Genomic DNA, 17,630 nt, shown 5'->3' on the forward strand with positions numbered 1-17,630 from the left:
GTTTCAGTAGCGCTGCCCCTGCCTGAGTGGGGCTTCGCGGTCGATGGCACCCAAGTGCCGCGGCCAGTCTTTGTCCTCCCAAGAGGATTGCCGGTGGCCAAAAAAGCCGCATCCTTCGCCGCCCTTGGTGGCCTGGTATTTTCCACCGACGCAGGTCGTCATTGCCCGGATTGCAGTAAACCGGTGGATGCCTGCATCTGCAAACAGACCGTTATCCCGGCTGGCGACGGCATTGCTCGCGTGCGCCGCGAAAGCAAGGGCCGTGGCGGCAAGACGGTGACGACCATCACCGGCGTGCCATTGGCTGAAGATGCGCTCAAGGACCTTGCCACTGCGTTGAAGAAACGTTGCGGCACGGGTGGAGCGTTGAAAGACGGGATCATCGAAATCCAGGGCGATCATGTCGAGCTACTCTTGGCCGAGCTGATCAAACTCGGTTTCAAAGCGAAGAAGTCCGGCGGCTAGCAGCCTCTGTGAAAACCACCCTCGGCTTGAACCGGTCCTCACAGCAGGTCTGGTGTCGCCCACATGGTTTTCACAGAGCCTGTTCTGACCGGTTTCTAAACTCACTGCGGTCAGCGAGGTCTATCCCTCGTTGACGAACCGTCATTTTCATTCTTTAGACTGCGCCGGCCTGAACCCAGGCGACGCTCTATGACTTCTTTATAGGGGACTTCAATGTCCGTACGACGCACACGCAAAGACGATGGCAGCCAATGGACAGTTGCGGACAGCCGCAGTGTTTACGGGATTCGCCATTGGGGGGCCGGGTATTTCGCGATCAATGACGCCGGTCGCGTCGAAGTTCGTCCGAACGGTCCGACCAGTTCGCCTATCGACCTGTTCGAGCAAGTCGACCAGCTGCGCAAGAGCGGCTTGTCCTTGCCATTGCTCGTACGTTTCCCGGATATCCTGCAAGACCGCGTGCGTCAGCTGACCGGCGCATTCGATGCGAACATCGAGCGTCTGGAATACCAGAGCAAGTACACCGCGCTGTACCCGATCAAGGTTAACCAGCAGGAAGCGGTGATCGAGAACATCATCGCAACCCAGGACGTGTCCATAGGCCTGGAAGCAGGCTCCAAGCCTGAGCTGCTGGCCGTGCTGGCGTTGGCACCGAAGGGCGGCACCATCGTCTGCAACGGTTACAAGGACCGTGAGTTCATTCGCCTGGCGCTGATGGGCCAAAAGCTCGGTCACAACGTGTTCATCGTGATCGAGAAAGAATCCGAAGTTGAACTGGTGATCGAAGAGGCCGCCTCGCTGAAGGTCAAGCCTCAGGTCGGTCTGCGCGTGCGCCTGTCGTCCCTGGCATCGAGCAAATGGGCTGACACCGGTGGCGAGAAATCCAAATTCGGTCTGTCGGCGGCGCAGCTGCTGTCGGTGGTCGAGCGTTTCCGTGCCGCTGGCCTGGACCAGGGCATTCGCCTGCTGCACTTCCACATGGGTTCGCAAATCGCCAACCTGGCGGACTACCAGCACGGTTTCAAGGAAGCGATCCGTTACTACGGCGAGCTGCGTAACCTGGGCCTGCCGGTCGATCACATCGACGTCGGTGGCGGTTTGGGTGTCGACTACGACGGTACCCACTCGCGCAACGCCAGTTCGATCAACTACGACATGGACGATTACGCCGGTGTTGTGGTCGGGATGCTCAAGGAATTCTGTGACGCGCAGAGCCTGCCGCACCCGAACATCTTCTCCGAGAGCGGCCGTTCCCTGACCGCTCACCACGCCATGCTGGTGGTGCAGGTCACCGACGTCGAGAAGCACAACGACGACGTGCCACAGATCGAGAACAAGGAAGCGCTGCCGGAAACCGTGCAGTGGCTGGTTGACCTGCTGGGTCCGACCGACATCGAGATGGTCACCGAAACCTACTGGCGCGCGACGCACTACATGAGCGACGTGGCCACCCAGTACGCCGATGGCAAGCTGACCCTGGCCGAGAAAGCCCTGGCCGAGCAATGCTACTTCGCCGTGTGCCGTCGCCTGCACAACTCGTTGAAAGCCCGTCAGCGCTCGCACCGTCAGGTGCTCGACGAACTCAACGACAAGCTGGCCGACAAGTACATCTGCAACTTCTCGGTGTTCCAGAGCCTGCCGGATACGTGGGCCATCGGCCAGGTTCTGCCGATCCTGCCGCTGCACCGCCTCGACGAAGAGCCGCTGCGCCGTGCGGTATTGCAGGACCTGACCTGCGACTCCGATGGCAAGATCAAGCAATACGTCGACGAGCAGAGCATCGAGACCAGCCTGCCAGTGCACGCGCTGAACGAAGGTGAAGACTACTTGCTGGGGATCTTCCTGGTGGGTGCCTACCAGGAAATTCTCGGTGACATGCACAACCTGTTCGGTGACACCGACTCGGTGAACATCTACCAGAATGCCGACGGCAGCGTGTACCACGCGGGTATCGAAACCCACGACACCATCGAAGACATGCTGCGCTATGTGCACCTGTCGCCCGAAGAGCTGATGACCCACTACCGCGACAAATGCGCCAGTGCGCGCATCACTGCGGCAGAGCGTACCCAGTTCCTCGATGCACTGCGTCTGGGCCTGACCCGCTCCTCTTACCTGTCTTCTTGAGGTAAGTCTGCGTTTCACTTGGCTGTCTGAAAATTTCCCGCGTACTGCGGGAAACTTCAGACCGCCTGGTGCGACGTTTCTTTTTTACCTGCTGAAAAATCCTGCTTTGTAGCGATTAAAACCCTATCGTCCTCTTTTCGCGTAGGTCATTTCCTAAGTTGTAATTCGGTACTCTACTCGGCCATGTCTCTCAGCGAGAATCCTCGGCCGCCCCCTCTTGTAGAGAATCGCCGATGTTCAATCCAGTCAACGAACGTTCATTTCGTCTGGATGTAGCAGGCCTGCACCACCCCCTTGAAGTCCTGTCTTTTACCGGTCGAGAAGCCATCAGCGAGCCGTTTGTGTTCGACGTGGAGCTGCGGGTAGATGACCCGGCGCTGGACCTTGCCAGCCTCCTGTACCGCTCGGTTTTTTTGAATTTTGGTTTAGCGGGAAACGGTATTCATGGACAACTGCATGAACTGGTTCGGCAGGAACATGGCTCCACGCCCTGGCGCTGTCGGGTGCGTCTGGGGCCGCGGCTCGGTTGTTTGTCCCAGCGCTACAGCCAGCGAGTGTTCAGTGCCAGTTCGGTACCGCAAATCCTTAGCCAGGTGCTTCGCGAGCACGGTATTGCCGACGAGGATCGGCGTTTCGAGTTGAGTGGTGATTATCCGTTGCGTGATTTTTGTACGCAGTACGAGGAGTCGGACCTGCAGTTTCTTCAGCGACTCTGCGCCGAAGCGGGACTTCACTATTTCTTCGAGCATCGCCCGCGTGGGCACTGCCTGGTTTTTGGTGATGCTCAGGGCCGCTTTCCACTGGGTGGGCGTGAAATGTTCCAGGCGGCGGGCGAGCAACCGGCGGTGCGCCAGTTCGGACGTGAAGAGGGCCAGGCCCTTCAGTCTGATGCCTACGGTCGTACGGACGTGATGACGTTGCGCAGTGGCCAATTGATGCAGCTGTGCGGTCACCCGATCCCGCAGTGGAATCAACTCTGGCTGTTGACCTGTGTTGAACATCAATGGAGTCGTGAGCGGATGACTCCCTACAGCAACCAGATCCACGCCGTTGACTGCGAGCAGACCCTCGTCTTGGCCAAACCGACCGTGAAGCCACGGATGCACAGCCTCCAGCGGGCCTGGGTAGTCGATGTCGATGAGGTGCAGCCCGATGCATCCCGGTCAGTGGCCGTGCAGTTTGACTGGCTGTATGAGGGCGAAGGTGCGATGCCCAGTCACTGCTGGCTGCCCTTGGCCGAGGACCTGTGTTCCTCATCGGCAGCGCTGTTGCCCGAAGGGGCCGAAGTGGTGGTGAGCTTTATCGAGGGTGATCCGGATCAGCCGGTCATCGCGGGGTTTCTCCAGGCGCCTGCGCCCGCGGAGCAAGCGCTTGAGCCCGAACAGGAAGCCGGAACGGTCGAAGATTTAGCGTCGCGGCTGGCCTCGGGAGAGCCTTTGATTCTGCTGTGCCTGCTGCCCGGCGGCGGCAGTTTCCATCATTGTGCGCAGACCCTGTGCACCTGTCGGGTCGTAATGGGGTCAGGCCGGGGCAGCGCCGCATGAGTGGCGCATTGGCGCGATGGCTGTTGTTCGACGGAACCGGTGCACCGCAGATGAGTGCAACGCTGCACAGCTCATTCGCCCATGTGCGGCGTGTCTGGTTATTCGAAGGCACGGAACTGCATGCGTTGCGTGAGCAGGGCCCCGTCCTGATTGACCTCGCTGACTGTCCCCGGCTGGCTGAGTCATGCCACAGCGAAAAGCACCTATGGCCAGGCTTGTTGCTGTTCAGTGAGGCTTCGGCTGCGCAGTTGCTCGCTCATCTGCGTCGGATGCTCACGGTGTCGATCGGTCTGCACCATCGAGCCCTGTTGAGTTACTACAACCCGTACACCGCGAGTTATTTTTTCGATGCCTGCGATGCCCGTGAGTTGAGTTGCTGGCTGGGACCGGTTCGCCAGTTGCGCTGGTTTGGCGGGACGTGGGCCGACCGGGCGATAGGCAGTCAGGGCTGGCAACAACTGAGCAATCCCGGGCTGGTCGTCAGCCCGCTGGGCAATCAGGAAAACCTCAGCCCGCGCCAGCTGGAGAAGCTGCAAACCTGTTTGCTGGAGCAGCACACCTGGCACTGGTGTCAATCAACGGGCACCGATTATCACCACCTGTGGTCCCATGTTGAGGAAGGCCTTGCGCTGGGTTTCAGCGAGCGCCCGGTACTCGATGACTGGTTGTGGCTACGCTTGCAATACCCGCACGCTTTACTGGCACAGCCGCTGCCGGGACTGACCCCGCAGGAGCGTCTCGAATGCCTGCGTTACCTGTGGCAGAACGACAAACTCTGAACCCGAGGTTCACCTTGATGGCCAGCAAGATTCGACGATTGTTCAACCTGGCCATCGGTGCAATGTTACTGGTGGGGGCGACCGCCTGTTCACCGCTGAAGATGCTCAATGCACTGACTCCTGACGGTACCTTCGACAAGACCGAAGGCATTGCCTATGGCAGTGATCCCCGGCAAAAACTCGACGTGTATGTGCCACGCCACCCCATGGAAAACGCGCCGGTGGTGGTGTTTTTCTATGGCGGCAGCTGGAACAGCGGTTCACGGGCCGATTACAGTTTCGTCGGGGAAGCCCTGGCATCGCGGGGGATTGTGGCCGTGCTGGCGGATTATCGCCTGTACCCGCAGGTGCGCTATCCGGCCTTTCTCGAAGATGGCGCGAAGGCCGTCGCCTGGACGCATGAACACATCCGGGAATATTCCGGCAATCCGCAGCGGTTGTACTTGATGGGCCACAGTTCTGGCGCCTACAACGTATCGATGCTGGCGCTGGACCCGACGTTGCTGGAGGCGGTGGGATTGTCGCCGCACAACATCAGCGGCTGGATTGGTCTGGCGGGGCCGTACGATTTTCTTCCCATCGAAAATCCTGACGTGAGCCCGGTGTTCTTTTGGCCGAACTCGCCACCCCAATCACAACCCATCAATCACGTCAGCCGCGGCGCGCCGCCAGCCTTGCTGATGGCTTCACGCGACGACGAGCTGGTCAACCCGACCCGCAACACCGGCGGCCTGGCTTTGAAATTACGTGAAGCCGGGGTCCCCGTTCAGGACCTGTATTTTGCGCGCACCGGTCATGCCACGCTGGTGGCGACCCTGTCACGACCGATGCGTGGACTGGCGCCGGTGCTGGATGAGGTCACAGGCTTTATCAGAGCGACGCCGACTCAGTGAGTTTTACCCGCGAACCAGCCATCGTCCTTGCGTAAATACCAGGCAAACGCGGCAAGCGTCAGGCTGCGCAGCAACATGAACAACAGGAACGTTATCCACAGGCCATGGTTGCCCAAGCCTTGCAGCGCCCAGGCGAATGGCAGCAGCAACGCGACCGTCAACAGCATCCCGTTGCGCATTTCCCGGGCGCGCGTAGCCCCGATGAATAACCCGTCGAGCAAGTAGCTCCACACGGCAATCAAGGGCAACGCGGCCAGATAGGGCAGGTAGATGAACGCTGTGTCGCGCACGCTTTGAATATCGGTCTGCATCTCGATGAACAAATGCCCGGCGAACAGGAACAGCACGGCAAAGCCCAGACTCGCCAGCAACGACCAGCCGCAGGCCACCACCAAGGAGCGGCGCAACGCATCCCGATCCCGAGCACCAATGGCATGCCCGCACAGGGCTTCCACAGCGTGCGCCAAGCCATCGAGCGCGTGGGCCGTCAACAGCAAGCCATTGAGCAGCAGCGCGTTGGCAGCCACCGTGGCATCGCCCAATCGAGCGCCCTGCACGGTGATCAGGAAAAACACCGATTGCAGTGCCAGGCTGCGAATGAAAATGTCGCGGTTGACCGCCAGCAGTGGCCGCCAGCTCTGCCAGATCGCCAGCGCGGCCCAGGCAATGTGGCCGGGGTAGGCGCGCAAGGCTTTGCGGGTCAGCAGCAGACCGATGAGCGCGCCTGTCCACTCGGCGATCACCGACGCCCGAGCAGCACCGACCACCCCCCATTCCAGTCCCAACACGAACCACAGGTTCAAGGCGATGTTGACCAGGTTGGTGCTCAGCAGAATCGCCAGCGGCGCCCGGGCATTCTGCGTACCCAGGAACCAGCCGACCAGTGCATAACTGGCCAGCGCCGCCGGGAGACCGAATAGCCGGGTGTGGAAGAACTCGCGAGTCAGCTGATCAAGCTCCGCCGAGGGCTGCATGAAATGCAGCGCGACTCCGCTCAACAGCACGCCCGCTGCACCCAGGACAATTGCCAGTCCCATGGCCAGCAACAGACCCTGCAATAGAATCTGCCGCAACGCTGCGCCATCGCCTCGCCCGGCGGCCTGTGCCGCGAACCCGGTGGTGCCCATACGCAGGAAGCCCATGCCCCACGCGAGAAAGGTATACAGACTGGCCCCGACTGCCACCGCGCCCAGTTGATGGGCATGGGGCAAGTGGCCGATGACAGTGCTGTCGACCAGCGCCACCAGCGGTACGGAAATGTTCGAGAGAATCATCGGGGCGGCCAGCGCCCAGACCCGACGATGGGTCGGGCGGTCGCGCCAGTCAGTGATCAGGTTGGACATGCAGGCTCCTTGGGGGAGCGGGCATTGTAGCGACACATTTGGAATCGACAGCGATCCATTTGTGGGCGCTTGGCTCCCACAGGGGAGAAGGGCAGGGGGTTAGTGGATTATCCAGCTCAATAACCAAAGCCCCAGCAGCAACCAGATGATCCCCATGATGATCGACGCATTCATGAACGCCCGAATGGCTGACCACAGCAGCATCAGGCCAAGAATCAAGGCAATGATGCTGATGATCGAGGTGTCCATTCCCAGCGCCCGGGAAAGCCCTTCGACAAAGTTGGCGCCAGCATGGCTCAACAGGTTGAACAGACCACTGAGGCCGTCAACGATAAAACGGATAACCGAGCCGAGTGCCTGGCCGAGCCATTCGAAAAAGCTTTCTACCTGCATGTCGTGAACGTCCTGATGTAAGTGGTTGAGGCTTGGGCCATGAATCGCGGCGTAGGAGCTGCCGAAGGCTGCGATCTTTTGATCTTGATCTTGATCTTCATCGTTCAATAGATCAAAAGATCGCAGCCTTCGGCAGCTCCTACAAGTGATGCGACTTTTGATTATGGGGCAAAGTTCTGCGTCGCATCGATACACTTGCCATCGCTCGCCATCCCCACGAAGCTATACGCCTTCAGGAGAGCCCGATGAACCTTGTTGAACTGACCCAACGCCTGCACGCCATCCGTGATCGCAATGACTGGCGGCAATTTCACAGCCCCAAGAACCTGGCCATGGCCGCCAGCGTTGAAATGTCCGAGCTGGTGGAGATTTTCCAGTGGCTGACCGAGGACCAGTCCCGCCAGTTACCAGCGGACAAGCTCGCCCACGCCGGGCAGGAAGTGGGCGACATCGTGCTTTATCTATTGCTGTTGTGCAGTGAGTTGGGGTTGGACATGAATGAAGTGGTACGCAGCAAACTCGCGGACAGCGAACGGCGGTTCAGCTGATGAGCGACCGTCATTTCGATCAGTTGGCGACGCGTTTCGCTGAAAAAATCTATGGCGGCGCCAAGGGCGCGATCCGCCTCGCCGTGCTGCAGGCGGACCTCGCTGAAACCCTGCCGGACCGCCCCTTGCGCGTTCTCGACATCGGCGCTGGCCTGGGCCACATGTCGTTGTGGCTGGCCCAGCGCGGCCATGACGTCACGCTCGCCGAGCCCGCCGAACCCATGCTCGAAGGTGCTCGCCAGCGCTTCGCCGAAGCCGGCCAGAACGCCACCTTCATTCAAGCCCCCTGGCAGGACCTGCTCGGCCAGCTCACCGAACCCTATGACCTGGTGTTGTGTCACGCCGTTCTGGAATGGCTGGCCGAACCCCACGCGATCCTGCCCGTGCTGCATCAACTGACCAAAGCCGACGGCTGGCTGTCCCTGGCGTTTTATAACCGCGACGCGCTGGTCTATCGCAACCTGCTCAAAGGTCACTTCCGCAAAATGCGCAAGAACGACATGGCCGGCGAAAAGCAGAGCCTCACCCCCCAACAGCCCCTTGATCCGCGCGAACTCGCGGCGCAACTTGAAAGCCTGTGGCGGGTCGAAACACAGAGCGGGGTCCGGGTTTTTCACGACTATATGCCGGTGGAGTTCCAGGCCCGCGTCGAGCTGGTGGACCTGCTTGAAATGGAGCTGGCTCACCGTCGTCACCCAAGCTTTGCCGGGCTTGGGCGCTACTTGCACTGGATCTGTCGGCCGGTCTGATCGGAGCATGAAATGAAAAGTCGTTCAGGGTTACTGGTGATCTGTCTGGGCTTGGCCGCTTGTCAGGGCAGCAATCCTTATGTGGCCACGTCCAGGCCCTTCCCGCCCGCACCCCCGCAAGCGGCCACGACCTTCGACCGCAGCGCCTACCCGGCACCCCCTCGTGACTACGGACGCTACCGCAGCTGGGCCTGGTTGAACGGGCAACTGCCGCCGGGAACTGCGTGGGCGGATTCGGCGCAGGTTGCCGAAGCCGTCAGCAACGCCCTCGATCAGCGTGGCTTGCGCCCCTTGCATGACAATCGCCCGGCCGACCTGTTCGTCAGCGCCGATCTGCGTGTGGAAACCCGTTTGCGCCAGGTACGGGATGACTATTACGGCGGCGGTTATTACGGTGGTGGATACGGCGGATACAACCATTGCTGTGGCAGCGGTTATGGCGTCTACAACAGCGTGCCGATCGTGCGGACCTACCAGGAACAGGTCGTGGTCGTGCACGTCGATATGTTCGACGCACAAAGTGGCCAGCCGGTGTGGAGCGCCAGCGCAGAAACCAGCGATACGGGCACTCAAAGTGCGCGAGCGGATGCGATCAGGACGGCTGTGGAAAAGGCCATGTCGGCGTATCCTCCCAGTTAGCTTCTGCAGATAAGAAGCATTGCGCAGGTTCATGCCGTTCACCGGAGAAAAATCATGTTCCGCCGACTCGCTTTACTGGTTGTGGTTGCGCTGCTCAGCGCCTGCGCCTCCGATCAGGTCAATCACGACTTCGACGCCAGCCGCGACTTTGCCGCCTACCGCAGCTGGAGCTGGAAAGACCCCGCCCTGCAATATCGTCCTGATGACCCGCGGATCAAGAGTGACCTTACCGAGCAACGCATTCGCCAGTCGGTGAGCGAGCAGCTCGATCAACGCGGCCTGCGTCCAGCCGCTGCCGGCACTCGAGGTGACTTGAGCGTGCAGACTTATCTGATTATTGAAGAGCGCCAGCAACAGGTGACCACCAATTACGGCGGCGCCTGGGGTGGCCCTTGGAATGGTTACTACGGCGGCCCGATGTACAACGAAACCCGTAACATTACCTACAAAGTGGCGACGATCCAGATCGACCTGCTTGATGGCAAGGACGGCAAGCTGGTGTGGCGTGGCAGTGACGAGCAGATGCTCGCCCGCTCCCCGAACCCGACCGATCGCAGCAACGCGATACGCGAAACGGTCGGACGGATATTGGCCAATTATCCGCCCAAGTAATTCAGCGCAACCCTCGTAGGAGCCAAGCTTTGCTCCCAAAGGGAATATTGTTCACTTAAGCTGAACGCTTACATTTGTGGAGAGGGGATTTAGAGAACGTCGCACCGCCCCGTTGGATTGCGAAGCAGCCCCAAAACTTTACGACTGCTGCGCAGCCGAACGGGGATAAATCCCCTCACCACAGTATTTTTCTCGTCTGAAGTTCGTCTCAGTGAACAGTATTCTGCTCTTGTGAGAGCTTTTCCTGTGCGCGATAGCGAGTTGCCAGCAACCTCTCCAACCCTTGTCTACACTGATTTTTACCCACGGAGGTAATCCTCGGTAGTACGCTGGCAAAGGAGTGCGCGATGTCTCCCCGCATGCAGTTTCGCGGCCCGACCGCTCAACGCGGCGCGATCGGTTTGATGGCGGCGCTGACCCTCGGCCTGGCGATGATGTTCATGTTGCTAGTGGTTGATAGCGGTCGGCTGTACCTGGAGCAGCGCAAGTTGCAACGGGTGGCTGATGTGGCTGCGCTTGAAGCGGTCAGCCGAGGGGGTAACTGCAAAGCTGGCCTCTCGGCGGCAACGTTTGTCCGGCAAAGTGCCGCGCGCAACGACTTTGTCGCCGCTATCGATAAAACACTGGTCACTCAATGCGGCTTCCTGCTGACCGGGGCCGACTCTTTGCGCACGTTCAACGTTGACCCGGACAAGTCTTCCGCCGTGCGGGTAGTCGCGGGACATACCGTCCTCACGAGTTTGGCCGCCGGTGTTTTGGCCTTGTTTTCCAGCGGTCCCGTCAGTCTCGATACAACACTCAGCGCGACAGCGGTTGCTGCGGCGCCATTGCCACCCACGGCTCAATTGAGTATCCGAAGCACCGTCGCCGATGTCAGTTTGCTTAACCCTCTTTTTTCAGCCCTGCTGGGGAGTTCGGTGAACCTGACGGTGGCCAGTTGGAATGGGTTGTTATCGGCGCACCTCAATTTGCTGGATTACTTGAATCAGCTGGCCGTTGATTTACGGGTGACGGCCGGAGATTACGATCGGCTTCTCGCTGCTGACGCCACGATCAAACAATTGCTTCAGGCCGCTGCTACCGTTGCGACGCGCAACGGTGCAACCGCAGATGTCGTTGCGGGGCTCAATACCTTGACCTCCGTGGCGGTCAACCCTGGCACCCTGCATATAGGCGATATTCTCAAACTCCAGACAGGTGGAAGTTCCTCTGCGTTGAATGCCGATCTAAACGTCTTTCAATTGGTTCAAGGGTTCGTCCAATTCGGCAACAGCCAGAATGCGGTCGCGGCGAATTTGCCGGTCAGCCTGCTGGGACTTGGCTTGGGTGCCACGGCGAAAATAAGAGTCATCGAGCCGCCGCAGTTTTCTGTGATCGGCAATCCGGCGCTTGCCAAGCTGGATCCGTTGGGGGCAAACAGGATTTACGTGCGCACAGCACAAGTCAGGACCTTGGTAACCATCGATTTGTCTCTTGTGACAAACCTGGTGGGCGTAGTGACGGACTTGTTATCCGTCGTCACGGGGTTATTAGGTCTGGATTTGCGAGTGCTGCCCGATCCGAACCTTGATATCAGTCTTGAAGCGGGTGGAGGCAACGTGTATGTCACCGATTTCACCTGTGTCAGCGACACCAACAAAAGTCTGACGGTCAAGGCAACCACGGAGGCGGCTCGGCTACGCGTAGGCCGAGTCACGTCTGATTGGGCTTCATCCACATCGCCCATGACAGTCAGCGCATTGCCGCTTTTAGACATTGGCTTCAAGCCCTGCTTCACCTGCGCGCGTGTTGCGTATGCCGGTGGCGGCGCAGATATAAAGATCGACGTGCCAGCCTTACAGAGCACTGCCAACTACACCTTCATCAACCCTCCGGTAATGGGGCTTGCGGGTTCTGAACCTCCCTACAAACTGGTAGCGACCGATCCAGTTGCAAGCATGTCCAAATCAGTCAGTGGCGTGAAGCTGACCCCTCACGAACCAACGTTCAACCCCGGCCTTCTGACTTTGGTGTTCAAAACACTTCTGAGCATTGTTGATGGCGTATCGGACCTCCTGACATCGACCCTCAACACAATCCTGAGTCCACTGTTGGACAACCTGCTGAACAAGGTCATGCAGACGCTGGGAATCGATGTAGCAAAAAGCCAAGTGAGCGCCAACCTGAGCTGCGGCCAGACCGGCAAAGCGTTTCTGGTGATCTAGTCTTCCAGCAGAATCGGCAACTCAATACAAAACCGCGCACCTTGCGGCGAGTTGCTGACGCTGAGCCGTCCACCCATATTCTCGACAATCCCGTAGCTCACCGACAGCCCCAACCCGGTGCCGACACCGACCGGTTTGGTGGTGAAAAACGGTTCGAATATGCGCTCCAGCAACCTTGGATCGATACCGCCGCCGTTGTCCTCGACCCACAGTCGTACATGCTGCGCATCCCGTTCGGCATGCACTGCAATCCACGGCTCCAGCTCACGATTCGTTTCACGTTGCGCGAGCAGTGCATCCCGGGCGTTGACCATCAGGTTGATCAACACCTGCTCCAACTGATCGACATAACCGCGAACCTGAACTTCGAAGTCGACCTCGCTGACCCGCAGCTCCACGCCTTTGCCGCGCATGCCGTCGGCCAGCAGCGACAGCGTGCCTTCGATAGCGTGCGCCGGATTGAACGGATGCTGCTCGATCTCGGAATGGCGGCCGAACACGCGCATGTGATCCACCACCCGCGCGGCACGCTGGACCTGTGCATCGATGCGGTTGAGCTTGTCGGTCAGGTAGTCGATCTGCACATCACCGCTGCTCAGACGTTTGAGCACATTGACGATGGCCATGCGCATCACATTCAACGGCTGGTTGATTTCATGGGCCAGGCCCGTGGCCATTTCGCCGAGGGTGGCCATTTTTGCGCTTTGAGTCAGTTGCTGCTGGGTTCGCCGGACTTCGGTGTTGTCGCGGCCCACGGCCTGAACCTCCAGCAATCGCCCCTGCTCGTCGAACACCCCGCGATCCGACCAGACCCACCAGGCGTGCTCCCGTCCCGGCAGTTGCAAACTGATTTCCGCGCTACTCACCGGGCATTCAGGACTCAGATAACTTAGCCGCATAAGAAACGCCTCACGCTGTTCCGTGGACATCCAGCTGCCGAGGTTCACGCCGGGCAGTTGTTCGGGCTGGCATTCGAGGTAAGTCGCCAACGGTCGATTGCCGAATGTCAGGGTCAGGTCCGGGCGGTAGCGGCAGATCATGGCCGGTGAATCTTCCACGAGGATGCGATAGCGCTCTTCGCTTTGTTTAACCTGCTCGGCCGCCAGGGTCGCTTCGGTGACGTCCAGCCACAGGCCAACTGCTTCGACCGGCAACCCGAGGTCATCGCGCAGCAATTTGGCTTCATCCAGCAGCCAATGGTAATCACCGCGACTGTCACGCAACCGATAGCGGGCACGCACCGAACCTTCGCGCAGCAACAGGCGTGTGCGTTCGAAGTACTGATCACGATCCTCCGGGTGTATCCGCTCCACCAGCGCTCCGACACTGCAATCGGCGAGGGACAATCCCAGCAGAGGCAACAGGCTGTCGCTGAAAAAGGTCGGGTGCAACACCCCTTCGGCATAGCGCTGCACGTAGATAACCGCAGGTGAACTGGCGATCAGGTTGTCCAGGCGCGCGTGCGCTTTTGCGGCATCCTGCTGCTGGTTCTTGATGTCGCTGATGTCGAGCATGAACCCGATCAGACGCCGGTGTTTTCCGATGCCCACCGCTTGGCCCTGCAGGCGATACCAGATCGGTGTTTGCGCGGCATCGGTGCGATGCAGGCGTACGCACAGCGACAACGCCACGCTGTCGTTTTGCAGGGCTTGCAAGCGCGCGTTCAATTCTTCGCGTTCGGCGGGGTGCACGTGATCGAGCCATTCCTGGAGTGACAGTTGCGCGTTACCGAGCCCTAAAGTGCTCGCCAGCGAAGGGGCCAGATGAACCGAATCAGTGTCGTCGAACAGCTCCCACCAGCCTGTGCCGAGCAACGTTTGCAACGACTCCATGCGTTCCAGTTGCAGGCGGTGACGGTGCTCGCGCAAACGCTCCAGCAGGGGAGCGGCCAGCGCGGCAGTCAGGTCCAGCCAATCGCGATCATGCATGTCAGGCGCACGCTGTTGCGCCGGATACAGACCACACAGCAACCAGGCAGCCACGCCTTGCGCATCGTGATAAGGCACGACGAATCCATCGGCGTTGCCAAAGAGGCTTTGTAGCCGCGGGTGCTCGCTGCGACTGAGTTGCTGGGGCGCGGAGCCGTTCAGGCTATCGAGACGGGTGCCCAGGCGCTGATTGTCGTGCCAAAGACCGGGCGCGTCGAAGGCGGTGTAGTGGTGAAGAACCTGCCAGCCATCGCCCTGTTCATCGAGCAATGCGATGGCGATGCTGGGAATCTGAAAGCGCTGGGCCACGCACTGCAATTGCTCCGTCAGCACCTCGGGCAGGCGCGCCAGGCTGCACAACCGCAGTTGTTCATTGGCCTGTGCTGCCAGCTGTTGGCATTGCTCGCGAATGCGTGCCTGTCGGCGTTCCAGCAACAGATCGCCGATGTCGAGCAGTTGCAGCAACCAGGTATCTGCCAGCGGCTGAACCCATCCGCGCAGGTGCAGGGGCTGTCCGCCGAGCCCCTGAAAGTCGAGGTCCAGGCTGTGTCCCAGCCACTCCTCGGGCGTCCCTTCGACGGACAGGCAACTGTCGGGCATCAGGTAGCTGGTTAATGGCGCGGGGTGTGCGTGAGGTGTTTGCTGGGCGAGCGCATGCCTGAGCGGACCGGTTAAGTGAATGACGCCGCCGTGGGCGTCCAGGTGGACTTGTAGACCGATGCCCGGCGTGCTCACCGTGTCCGGTGCAATCGGTGGAGCCACCCGTTGTCGCTGGAGTAAACGCCCGAAGAGCGTGTCACCACTGCTCAAAACTGCAGGCTCGATTGAGCGCTGAGCGTCGTTGGCAAGTTGGGCACCGAACCGACCCCCGGCAACACCAGCGTGGGCAGAACGTTGTTCAATTTGCTGCTGGGATAATCGATGCTGACGGTCAAAACACCGGCCGCATAAACCGCCTTCGCGTGGTTGGGAACACTGAATTGCAGCCCGGCCGGAATCCAGGACAATCGTTGGGTCAGCACATCTGTCGCCACTTTCTCGACAGCCTGTTTGTAGTTGGCGGTTGTCGGGTCCACGGCCACGCTGCGGCGAACCGCTTCGGCGGTCGACTCGTTGAATGACTGCATCAATAACAGCGGCAGGCTGTAACTGAGCACGCCATACAGCACGGCAAAAAAAATCACGAACACCAAAGCGAATTCGATGGCTGCGGCGCCTTTTTGCTGGCGAGGGAGGGCGGTTTTCATGTGTGCGTCTACCCTGACAATCACAACGTAATGTCAGCATAGAATCATTCAGCCAAAACGGACGGCTTTTACTTATGCAGAGCGTTTTTCTACTGATCTGGCTGATGATTTGCGCGGCGCAGGATGCTCGGGAGCGGCACATCGCCAATGCCCTGACCTTGGGGATTGGAGCGTTGGCGCTGGCCTGGTTGTTGTGGTCAGGAAAAACCTGGCTCGGCGCAGAGGCCTGGCAGGGTGGTCAGGCTTTTTTGCTGGCGCTGGCGTTCACTTTGCCGGGTTACTGGATGGGACGCCTGGGCGCCGGGGATGTGAAATTAGTGACAGCTTTGGCGCTTGCGACGGACGGTATGCACGTTCTGGGTACTTTTATCGGGGCAGGTGTCGCGAGTGTTTTGTGGCTGCTGATTTCGCCAAAAGTCTGGCTTTATATGGGTCAGTCACTTAGAGGGCATTTGCGGTACATGGGCCCTGAAATGTCAAAAAAACAACCCTTTGCGCCCTTCGTTCTGGTGGGGGCGGCGCTCACGATAGCCTGGATCCGCTAGTCACTTACTCTGTGTGCAGATCGAAAAAGTCGTCTACTTTCAAGTCATTCGTAGTTGTACAGCGTTTGGCTGTCGGTACAGGAATGGCCAGGTTTTGGCGTCGGCATGGAGTAACACGTGAACAAGCTCACCTCGGTAGTAAAAGTCCTTGTGGTCGACGATCAGCCGTTGATCGTGGAAGAACTTAACGAGTTTCTCGAGAGCAGTGGATATCGCTGTGTTCCCTGTGAGACCAGTCAACAGGCGATTGAATGTTTCACTGAAGATGCGGATATCGGCCTGGTGCTGTGTGATTTGCACATGCCGGGCATGGATGGCATTCAACTGGTCAAGGAGTTGCAGCGAATCGCGGGCAAGGATCGGGTGTTCGAGGCGATCATGCTGACCGGCCGGGCAGACAAGCAGGATGTCATCAAGGCATTGCGTGCAGGCTTTGCCGATTACTATCAGAAACCTATTGATCTTGATGAGTTGCTGCAGGGCTTGCACCGTCAGATGGTGGCGCTGCAGGAGCGGCAAAAGGGCCTGCAGTTGGGGCATTTGAATCAGAAGCTGCAGTACCTTTCCGAGTCCATCGATGATCTGTACCAAGACCTCGACAAGGTTCGGCGCAGTCCTTCGCCGCGGGGTTCTTCGGGCGCTGGTTTGAGTGAGGCGGATCGGTTGGAGATTCCTTCGATTTTCAATCAGCTGTCTCCTCGGCAACTGGACGTGGCGCGGTTGGTGGGGAAGGGGCAGACGAATTATCAGATTGCGTGTGAGTTGGGGATTACCGAGAACACGGTGAAGTTGTATGTGTCGCAGGTGTTGCGGTTGACGCATATGCATAATCGGACGCAGTTGGCGTTGGCGCTGTCGCCCAGTGGTTCTGGCTTGCGGCAGAGGGTTACGGCGCACTGACCTTTGGGTTGCTTGCGCTTTTTGTAGGCGTGAGCCTGCTCTCGATGACGGCCTATTGGTTGACCCGGTTTATGCGGATGTATTCGATCCACTGTGGGAGCTGGCTTGCCGGCGATGGCGGCCTGACAGCCGACCCATTTTTTGCAGGTGTACATATCCATTGCTGCGGTAACGGCCACTTAGGGTTTCGCCCTTACGGCGACTCACTTTTTTTTCAAACGCCAAAAAAAAGTAAGCAAAAAAAGGCTCGCCCCAAGCGTACGGCACCTCGCTAAAGCTCGGTGTTCCCTCGCTCCGGTGTCCATCTGGGGGCATCGCCTACGGTCTGCTTCGCGACGACCTCCTCTCGATGTGTGCGGCTTCGCCGCACGGCGCTTCGCGCCTGCCCCCCAGATGAACACCTTCACTCGGCCTCCCGAAGGGGCGGGTAGATCAAAAGCCGGATCAAGATCAAAAGCTTGCAGGCGAGCTAACGCTCGGCCTTGAGTGGTGAAGGGCGACGGCGCTGGGTGGTGGCTTGTTTTTGATCTTCTGTAGGAGCAAAGCTTGCTCGCGATGACGGCCTGTCAGCCGACCCCATTCATGCGGCTGTACTCGATCCTGTGGAAGCTGGCCTGCCAGCGATGGCGGCCTGACAGCCAATCTGATTCATGCAGGTCTACTCGATCTATTGTAGGAGTGAGCCTGCTCGCGATAGCGGCCGATTGACCGACC

Annotated in this window: 16 protein-coding genes; 12 read left to right on the forward strand and 4 right to left on the reverse strand. The window is 59.3% G+C overall.

Translation table 11 applies throughout. The annotated features are described in order from the left end of the window. The first annotated feature begins 93 nt into the window (after positions 1 to 93). From AC3ZVB_RS07785 to AC3ZVB_RS07805, 5 genes are all read left to right on the forward strand, one after another. On the forward strand, positions 94 to 465 hold the full coding sequence (locus AC3ZVB_RS07785) for a translation initiation factor Sui1 (RefSeq protein WP_162439123.1): 372 nt from the start codon (positions 94 to 96) through the stop codon (positions 463 to 465). Between the two features lie 213 nt (positions 466 to 678). After that, a complete protein-coding gene (speA, locus tag AC3ZVB_RS07790) occupies positions 679 to 2,592 on the forward strand; it encodes an arginine decarboxylase (protein WP_059405726.1) in 1,914 nt (637 codons plus the stop codon). A 233-nt stretch (positions 2,593 to 2,825) separates the two neighbouring features. Then, positions 2,826 to 4,136 carry a type VI secretion system Vgr family protein gene (locus AC3ZVB_RS07795; RefSeq protein WP_490146229.1) on the forward strand — a complete coding sequence of 437 codons (1,311 nt, stop codon included), beginning with the start codon at positions 2,826 to 2,828 and terminating at the stop codon, positions 4,134 to 4,136. Further along, positions 4,133 to 4,915, forward strand: coding sequence for a DUF4123 domain-containing protein (locus tag AC3ZVB_RS07800; protein WP_490146230.1), 783 nt, complete (start codon positions 4,133 to 4,135; stop codon positions 4,913 to 4,915). Before AC3ZVB_RS07795 ends, AC3ZVB_RS07800 begins: the two co-directional genes overlap by 4 nt. A gap of 62 nt (positions 4,916 to 4,977) precedes the next feature. Next, positions 4,978 to 5,808, forward strand: a complete 831-nt coding sequence (locus AC3ZVB_RS07805) for an alpha/beta hydrolase (RefSeq protein WP_490146244.1) — start codon at positions 4,978 to 4,980, stop codon at positions 5,806 to 5,808. On the opposite strand, the gene AC3ZVB_RS07810 is transcribed toward AC3ZVB_RS07805, so the two are convergent. Both AC3ZVB_RS07810 and AC3ZVB_RS07815 read right to left on the reverse strand, forming a co-directional pair. Continuing rightward, positions 5,802 to 7,151, reverse strand: a complete 1,350-nt coding sequence (locus tag AC3ZVB_RS07810) for an MATE family efflux transporter (protein WP_490146231.1) — start codon at positions 7,149 to 7,151, stop codon at positions 5,802 to 5,804. The genes AC3ZVB_RS07805 and AC3ZVB_RS07810 overlap by 7 nt on opposite strands. 99 nt (positions 7,152 to 7,250) lie before the next feature. Beyond that, positions 7,251 to 7,544, reverse strand: coding sequence for a hypothetical protein (locus tag AC3ZVB_RS07815; protein ID WP_162439119.1), 294 nt, complete (start codon positions 7,542 to 7,544; stop codon positions 7,251 to 7,253). A gap of 245 nt (positions 7,545 to 7,789) precedes the next feature. Here AC3ZVB_RS07815 and AC3ZVB_RS07820 point away from each other — a divergent pair, with 245 nt between their 5' ends. From AC3ZVB_RS07820 to AC3ZVB_RS07840, 5 genes are all read left to right on the forward strand, one after another. Continuing rightward, the gene (locus tag AC3ZVB_RS07820; RefSeq protein ID WP_162439118.1) at positions 7,790 to 8,092 is read left to right on the forward strand and encodes a MazG-like family protein; all 303 of its coding nucleotides are present in this window, start codon (positions 7,790 to 7,792) and stop codon (positions 8,090 to 8,092) included. After that, on the forward strand, positions 8,092 to 8,841 hold the full coding sequence (locus tag AC3ZVB_RS07825) for a methyltransferase domain-containing protein (RefSeq protein WP_490146232.1): 750 nt from the start codon (positions 8,092 to 8,094) through the stop codon (positions 8,839 to 8,841). The genes AC3ZVB_RS07820 and AC3ZVB_RS07825 overlap by 1 nt, the downstream gene beginning before the upstream one ends. Before the next feature lie 12 nt (positions 8,842 to 8,853). After that, positions 8,854 to 9,480: a DUF4136 domain-containing protein gene (locus AC3ZVB_RS07830; RefSeq protein WP_490146233.1), complete on the forward strand. Its 627-nt coding sequence runs from the start codon at positions 8,854 to 8,856 to the stop codon at positions 9,478 to 9,480. Positions 9,481 to 9,534: 54 nt separating this feature from the next. Then, a complete protein-coding gene (locus tag AC3ZVB_RS07835; RefSeq protein WP_162440634.1) occupies positions 9,535 to 10,092 on the forward strand; it encodes a DUF4136 domain-containing protein in 558 nt (185 codons plus the stop codon). A gap of 347 nt (positions 10,093 to 10,439) precedes the next feature. Beyond that, the gene (locus AC3ZVB_RS07840; protein ID WP_490146234.1) at positions 10,440 to 12,296 is read left to right on the forward strand and encodes a pilus assembly protein TadG-related protein; all 1,857 of its coding nucleotides are present in this window, start codon (positions 10,440 to 10,442) and stop codon (positions 12,294 to 12,296) included. On the opposite strand, the gene AC3ZVB_RS07845 is transcribed toward AC3ZVB_RS07840, so the two are convergent. Together AC3ZVB_RS07845 and AC3ZVB_RS07850 are read right to left on the reverse strand one after the other, a co-directional pair. Further along, on the reverse strand, positions 12,293 to 15,034 hold the full coding sequence (locus AC3ZVB_RS07845; protein ID WP_490146235.1) for a PAS domain-containing sensor histidine kinase: 2,742 nt from the start codon (positions 15,032 to 15,034) through the stop codon (positions 12,293 to 12,295). The two genes, AC3ZVB_RS07840 and AC3ZVB_RS07845, sit on opposite strands and share 4 nt — an antisense overlap. After that, entirely contained in the window at positions 15,031 to 15,471 is a 441-nt protein-coding gene (locus tag AC3ZVB_RS07850) for a TadE/TadG family type IV pilus assembly protein (RefSeq protein WP_162440637.1), read from the reverse strand. The genes AC3ZVB_RS07845 and AC3ZVB_RS07850 overlap by 4 nt, the downstream gene beginning before the upstream one ends. 74 nt (positions 15,472 to 15,545) lie before the next feature. Between AC3ZVB_RS07850 and AC3ZVB_RS07855 the strand changes: the two genes are divergently transcribed. Together AC3ZVB_RS07855 and AC3ZVB_RS07860 are read left to right on the forward strand one after the other, a co-directional pair. Further along, positions 15,546 to 16,016 (forward strand): prepilin peptidase, encoded by a 471-nt coding sequence (locus tag AC3ZVB_RS07855; RefSeq protein ID WP_490146236.1) that lies wholly within the window; start codon positions 15,546 to 15,548, stop codon positions 16,014 to 16,016. Positions 16,017 to 16,133: 117 nt separating this feature from the next. Further along, a complete protein-coding gene (locus AC3ZVB_RS07860; RefSeq protein WP_490146237.1) occupies positions 16,134 to 16,916 on the forward strand; it encodes a response regulator in 783 nt (260 codons plus the stop codon). Positions 16,917 to 17,630 lie beyond the last annotated feature (714 nt).

The organism is Pseudomonas sp. MDV22-iso1 (assembly GCF_058145095.1).

What these genes read in the sequence shown, in the direction of transcription:
- speA (WP_059405726.1), top strand. Translation starts at nt 679, where the DNA reads ATGTCCGTACGACGCACACGCAAAGACGATGGCAGCCAATGGACAGTT.
- AC3ZVB_RS07795 (WP_490146229.1), top strand. Translation starts at nt 2,826, where the DNA reads ATGTTCAATCCAGTCAACGAACGTTCATTTCGTCTGGATGTAGCAGGC.
- AC3ZVB_RS07800 (WP_490146230.1), top strand. Translation starts at nt 4,133, where the DNA reads ATGAGTGGCGCATTGGCGCGATGGCTGTTGTTCGACGGAACCGGTGCA.
- AC3ZVB_RS07805 (WP_490146244.1), top strand. Translation starts at nt 4,978, where the DNA reads ATGTTACTGGTGGGGGCGACCGCCTGTTCACCGCTGAAGATGCTCAAT.
- AC3ZVB_RS07810 (WP_490146231.1), bottom strand. Translation starts at nt 7,151, where the DNA reads ATGTCCAACCTGATCACTGACTGGCGCGACCGCCCGACCCATCGTCGG.
- AC3ZVB_RS07815 (WP_162439119.1), bottom strand. Translation starts at nt 7,544, where the DNA reads ATGCAGGTAGAAAGCTTTTTCGAATGGCTCGGCCAGGCACTCGGCTCG.
- AC3ZVB_RS07820 (WP_162439118.1), top strand. Translation starts at nt 7,790, where the DNA reads ATGAACCTTGTTGAACTGACCCAACGCCTGCACGCCATCCGTGATCGC.
- AC3ZVB_RS07825 (WP_490146232.1), top strand. Translation starts at nt 8,092, where the DNA reads ATGAGCGACCGTCATTTCGATCAGTTGGCGACGCGTTTCGCTGAAAAA.
- AC3ZVB_RS07830 (WP_490146233.1), top strand. Translation starts at nt 8,854, where the DNA reads ATGAAAAGTCGTTCAGGGTTACTGGTGATCTGTCTGGGCTTGGCCGCT.
- AC3ZVB_RS07835 (WP_162440634.1), top strand. Translation starts at nt 9,535, where the DNA reads ATGTTCCGCCGACTCGCTTTACTGGTTGTGGTTGCGCTGCTCAGCGCC.
- AC3ZVB_RS07840 (WP_490146234.1), top strand. Translation starts at nt 10,440, where the DNA reads ATGTCTCCCCGCATGCAGTTTCGCGGCCCGACCGCTCAACGCGGCGCG.
- AC3ZVB_RS07850 (WP_162440637.1), bottom strand. Translation starts at nt 15,471, where the DNA reads ATGAAAACCGCCCTCCCTCGCCAGCAAAAAGGCGCCGCAGCCATCGAA.
- AC3ZVB_RS07855 (WP_490146236.1), top strand. Translation starts at nt 15,546, where the DNA reads ATGCAGAGCGTTTTTCTACTGATCTGGCTGATGATTTGCGCGGCGCAG.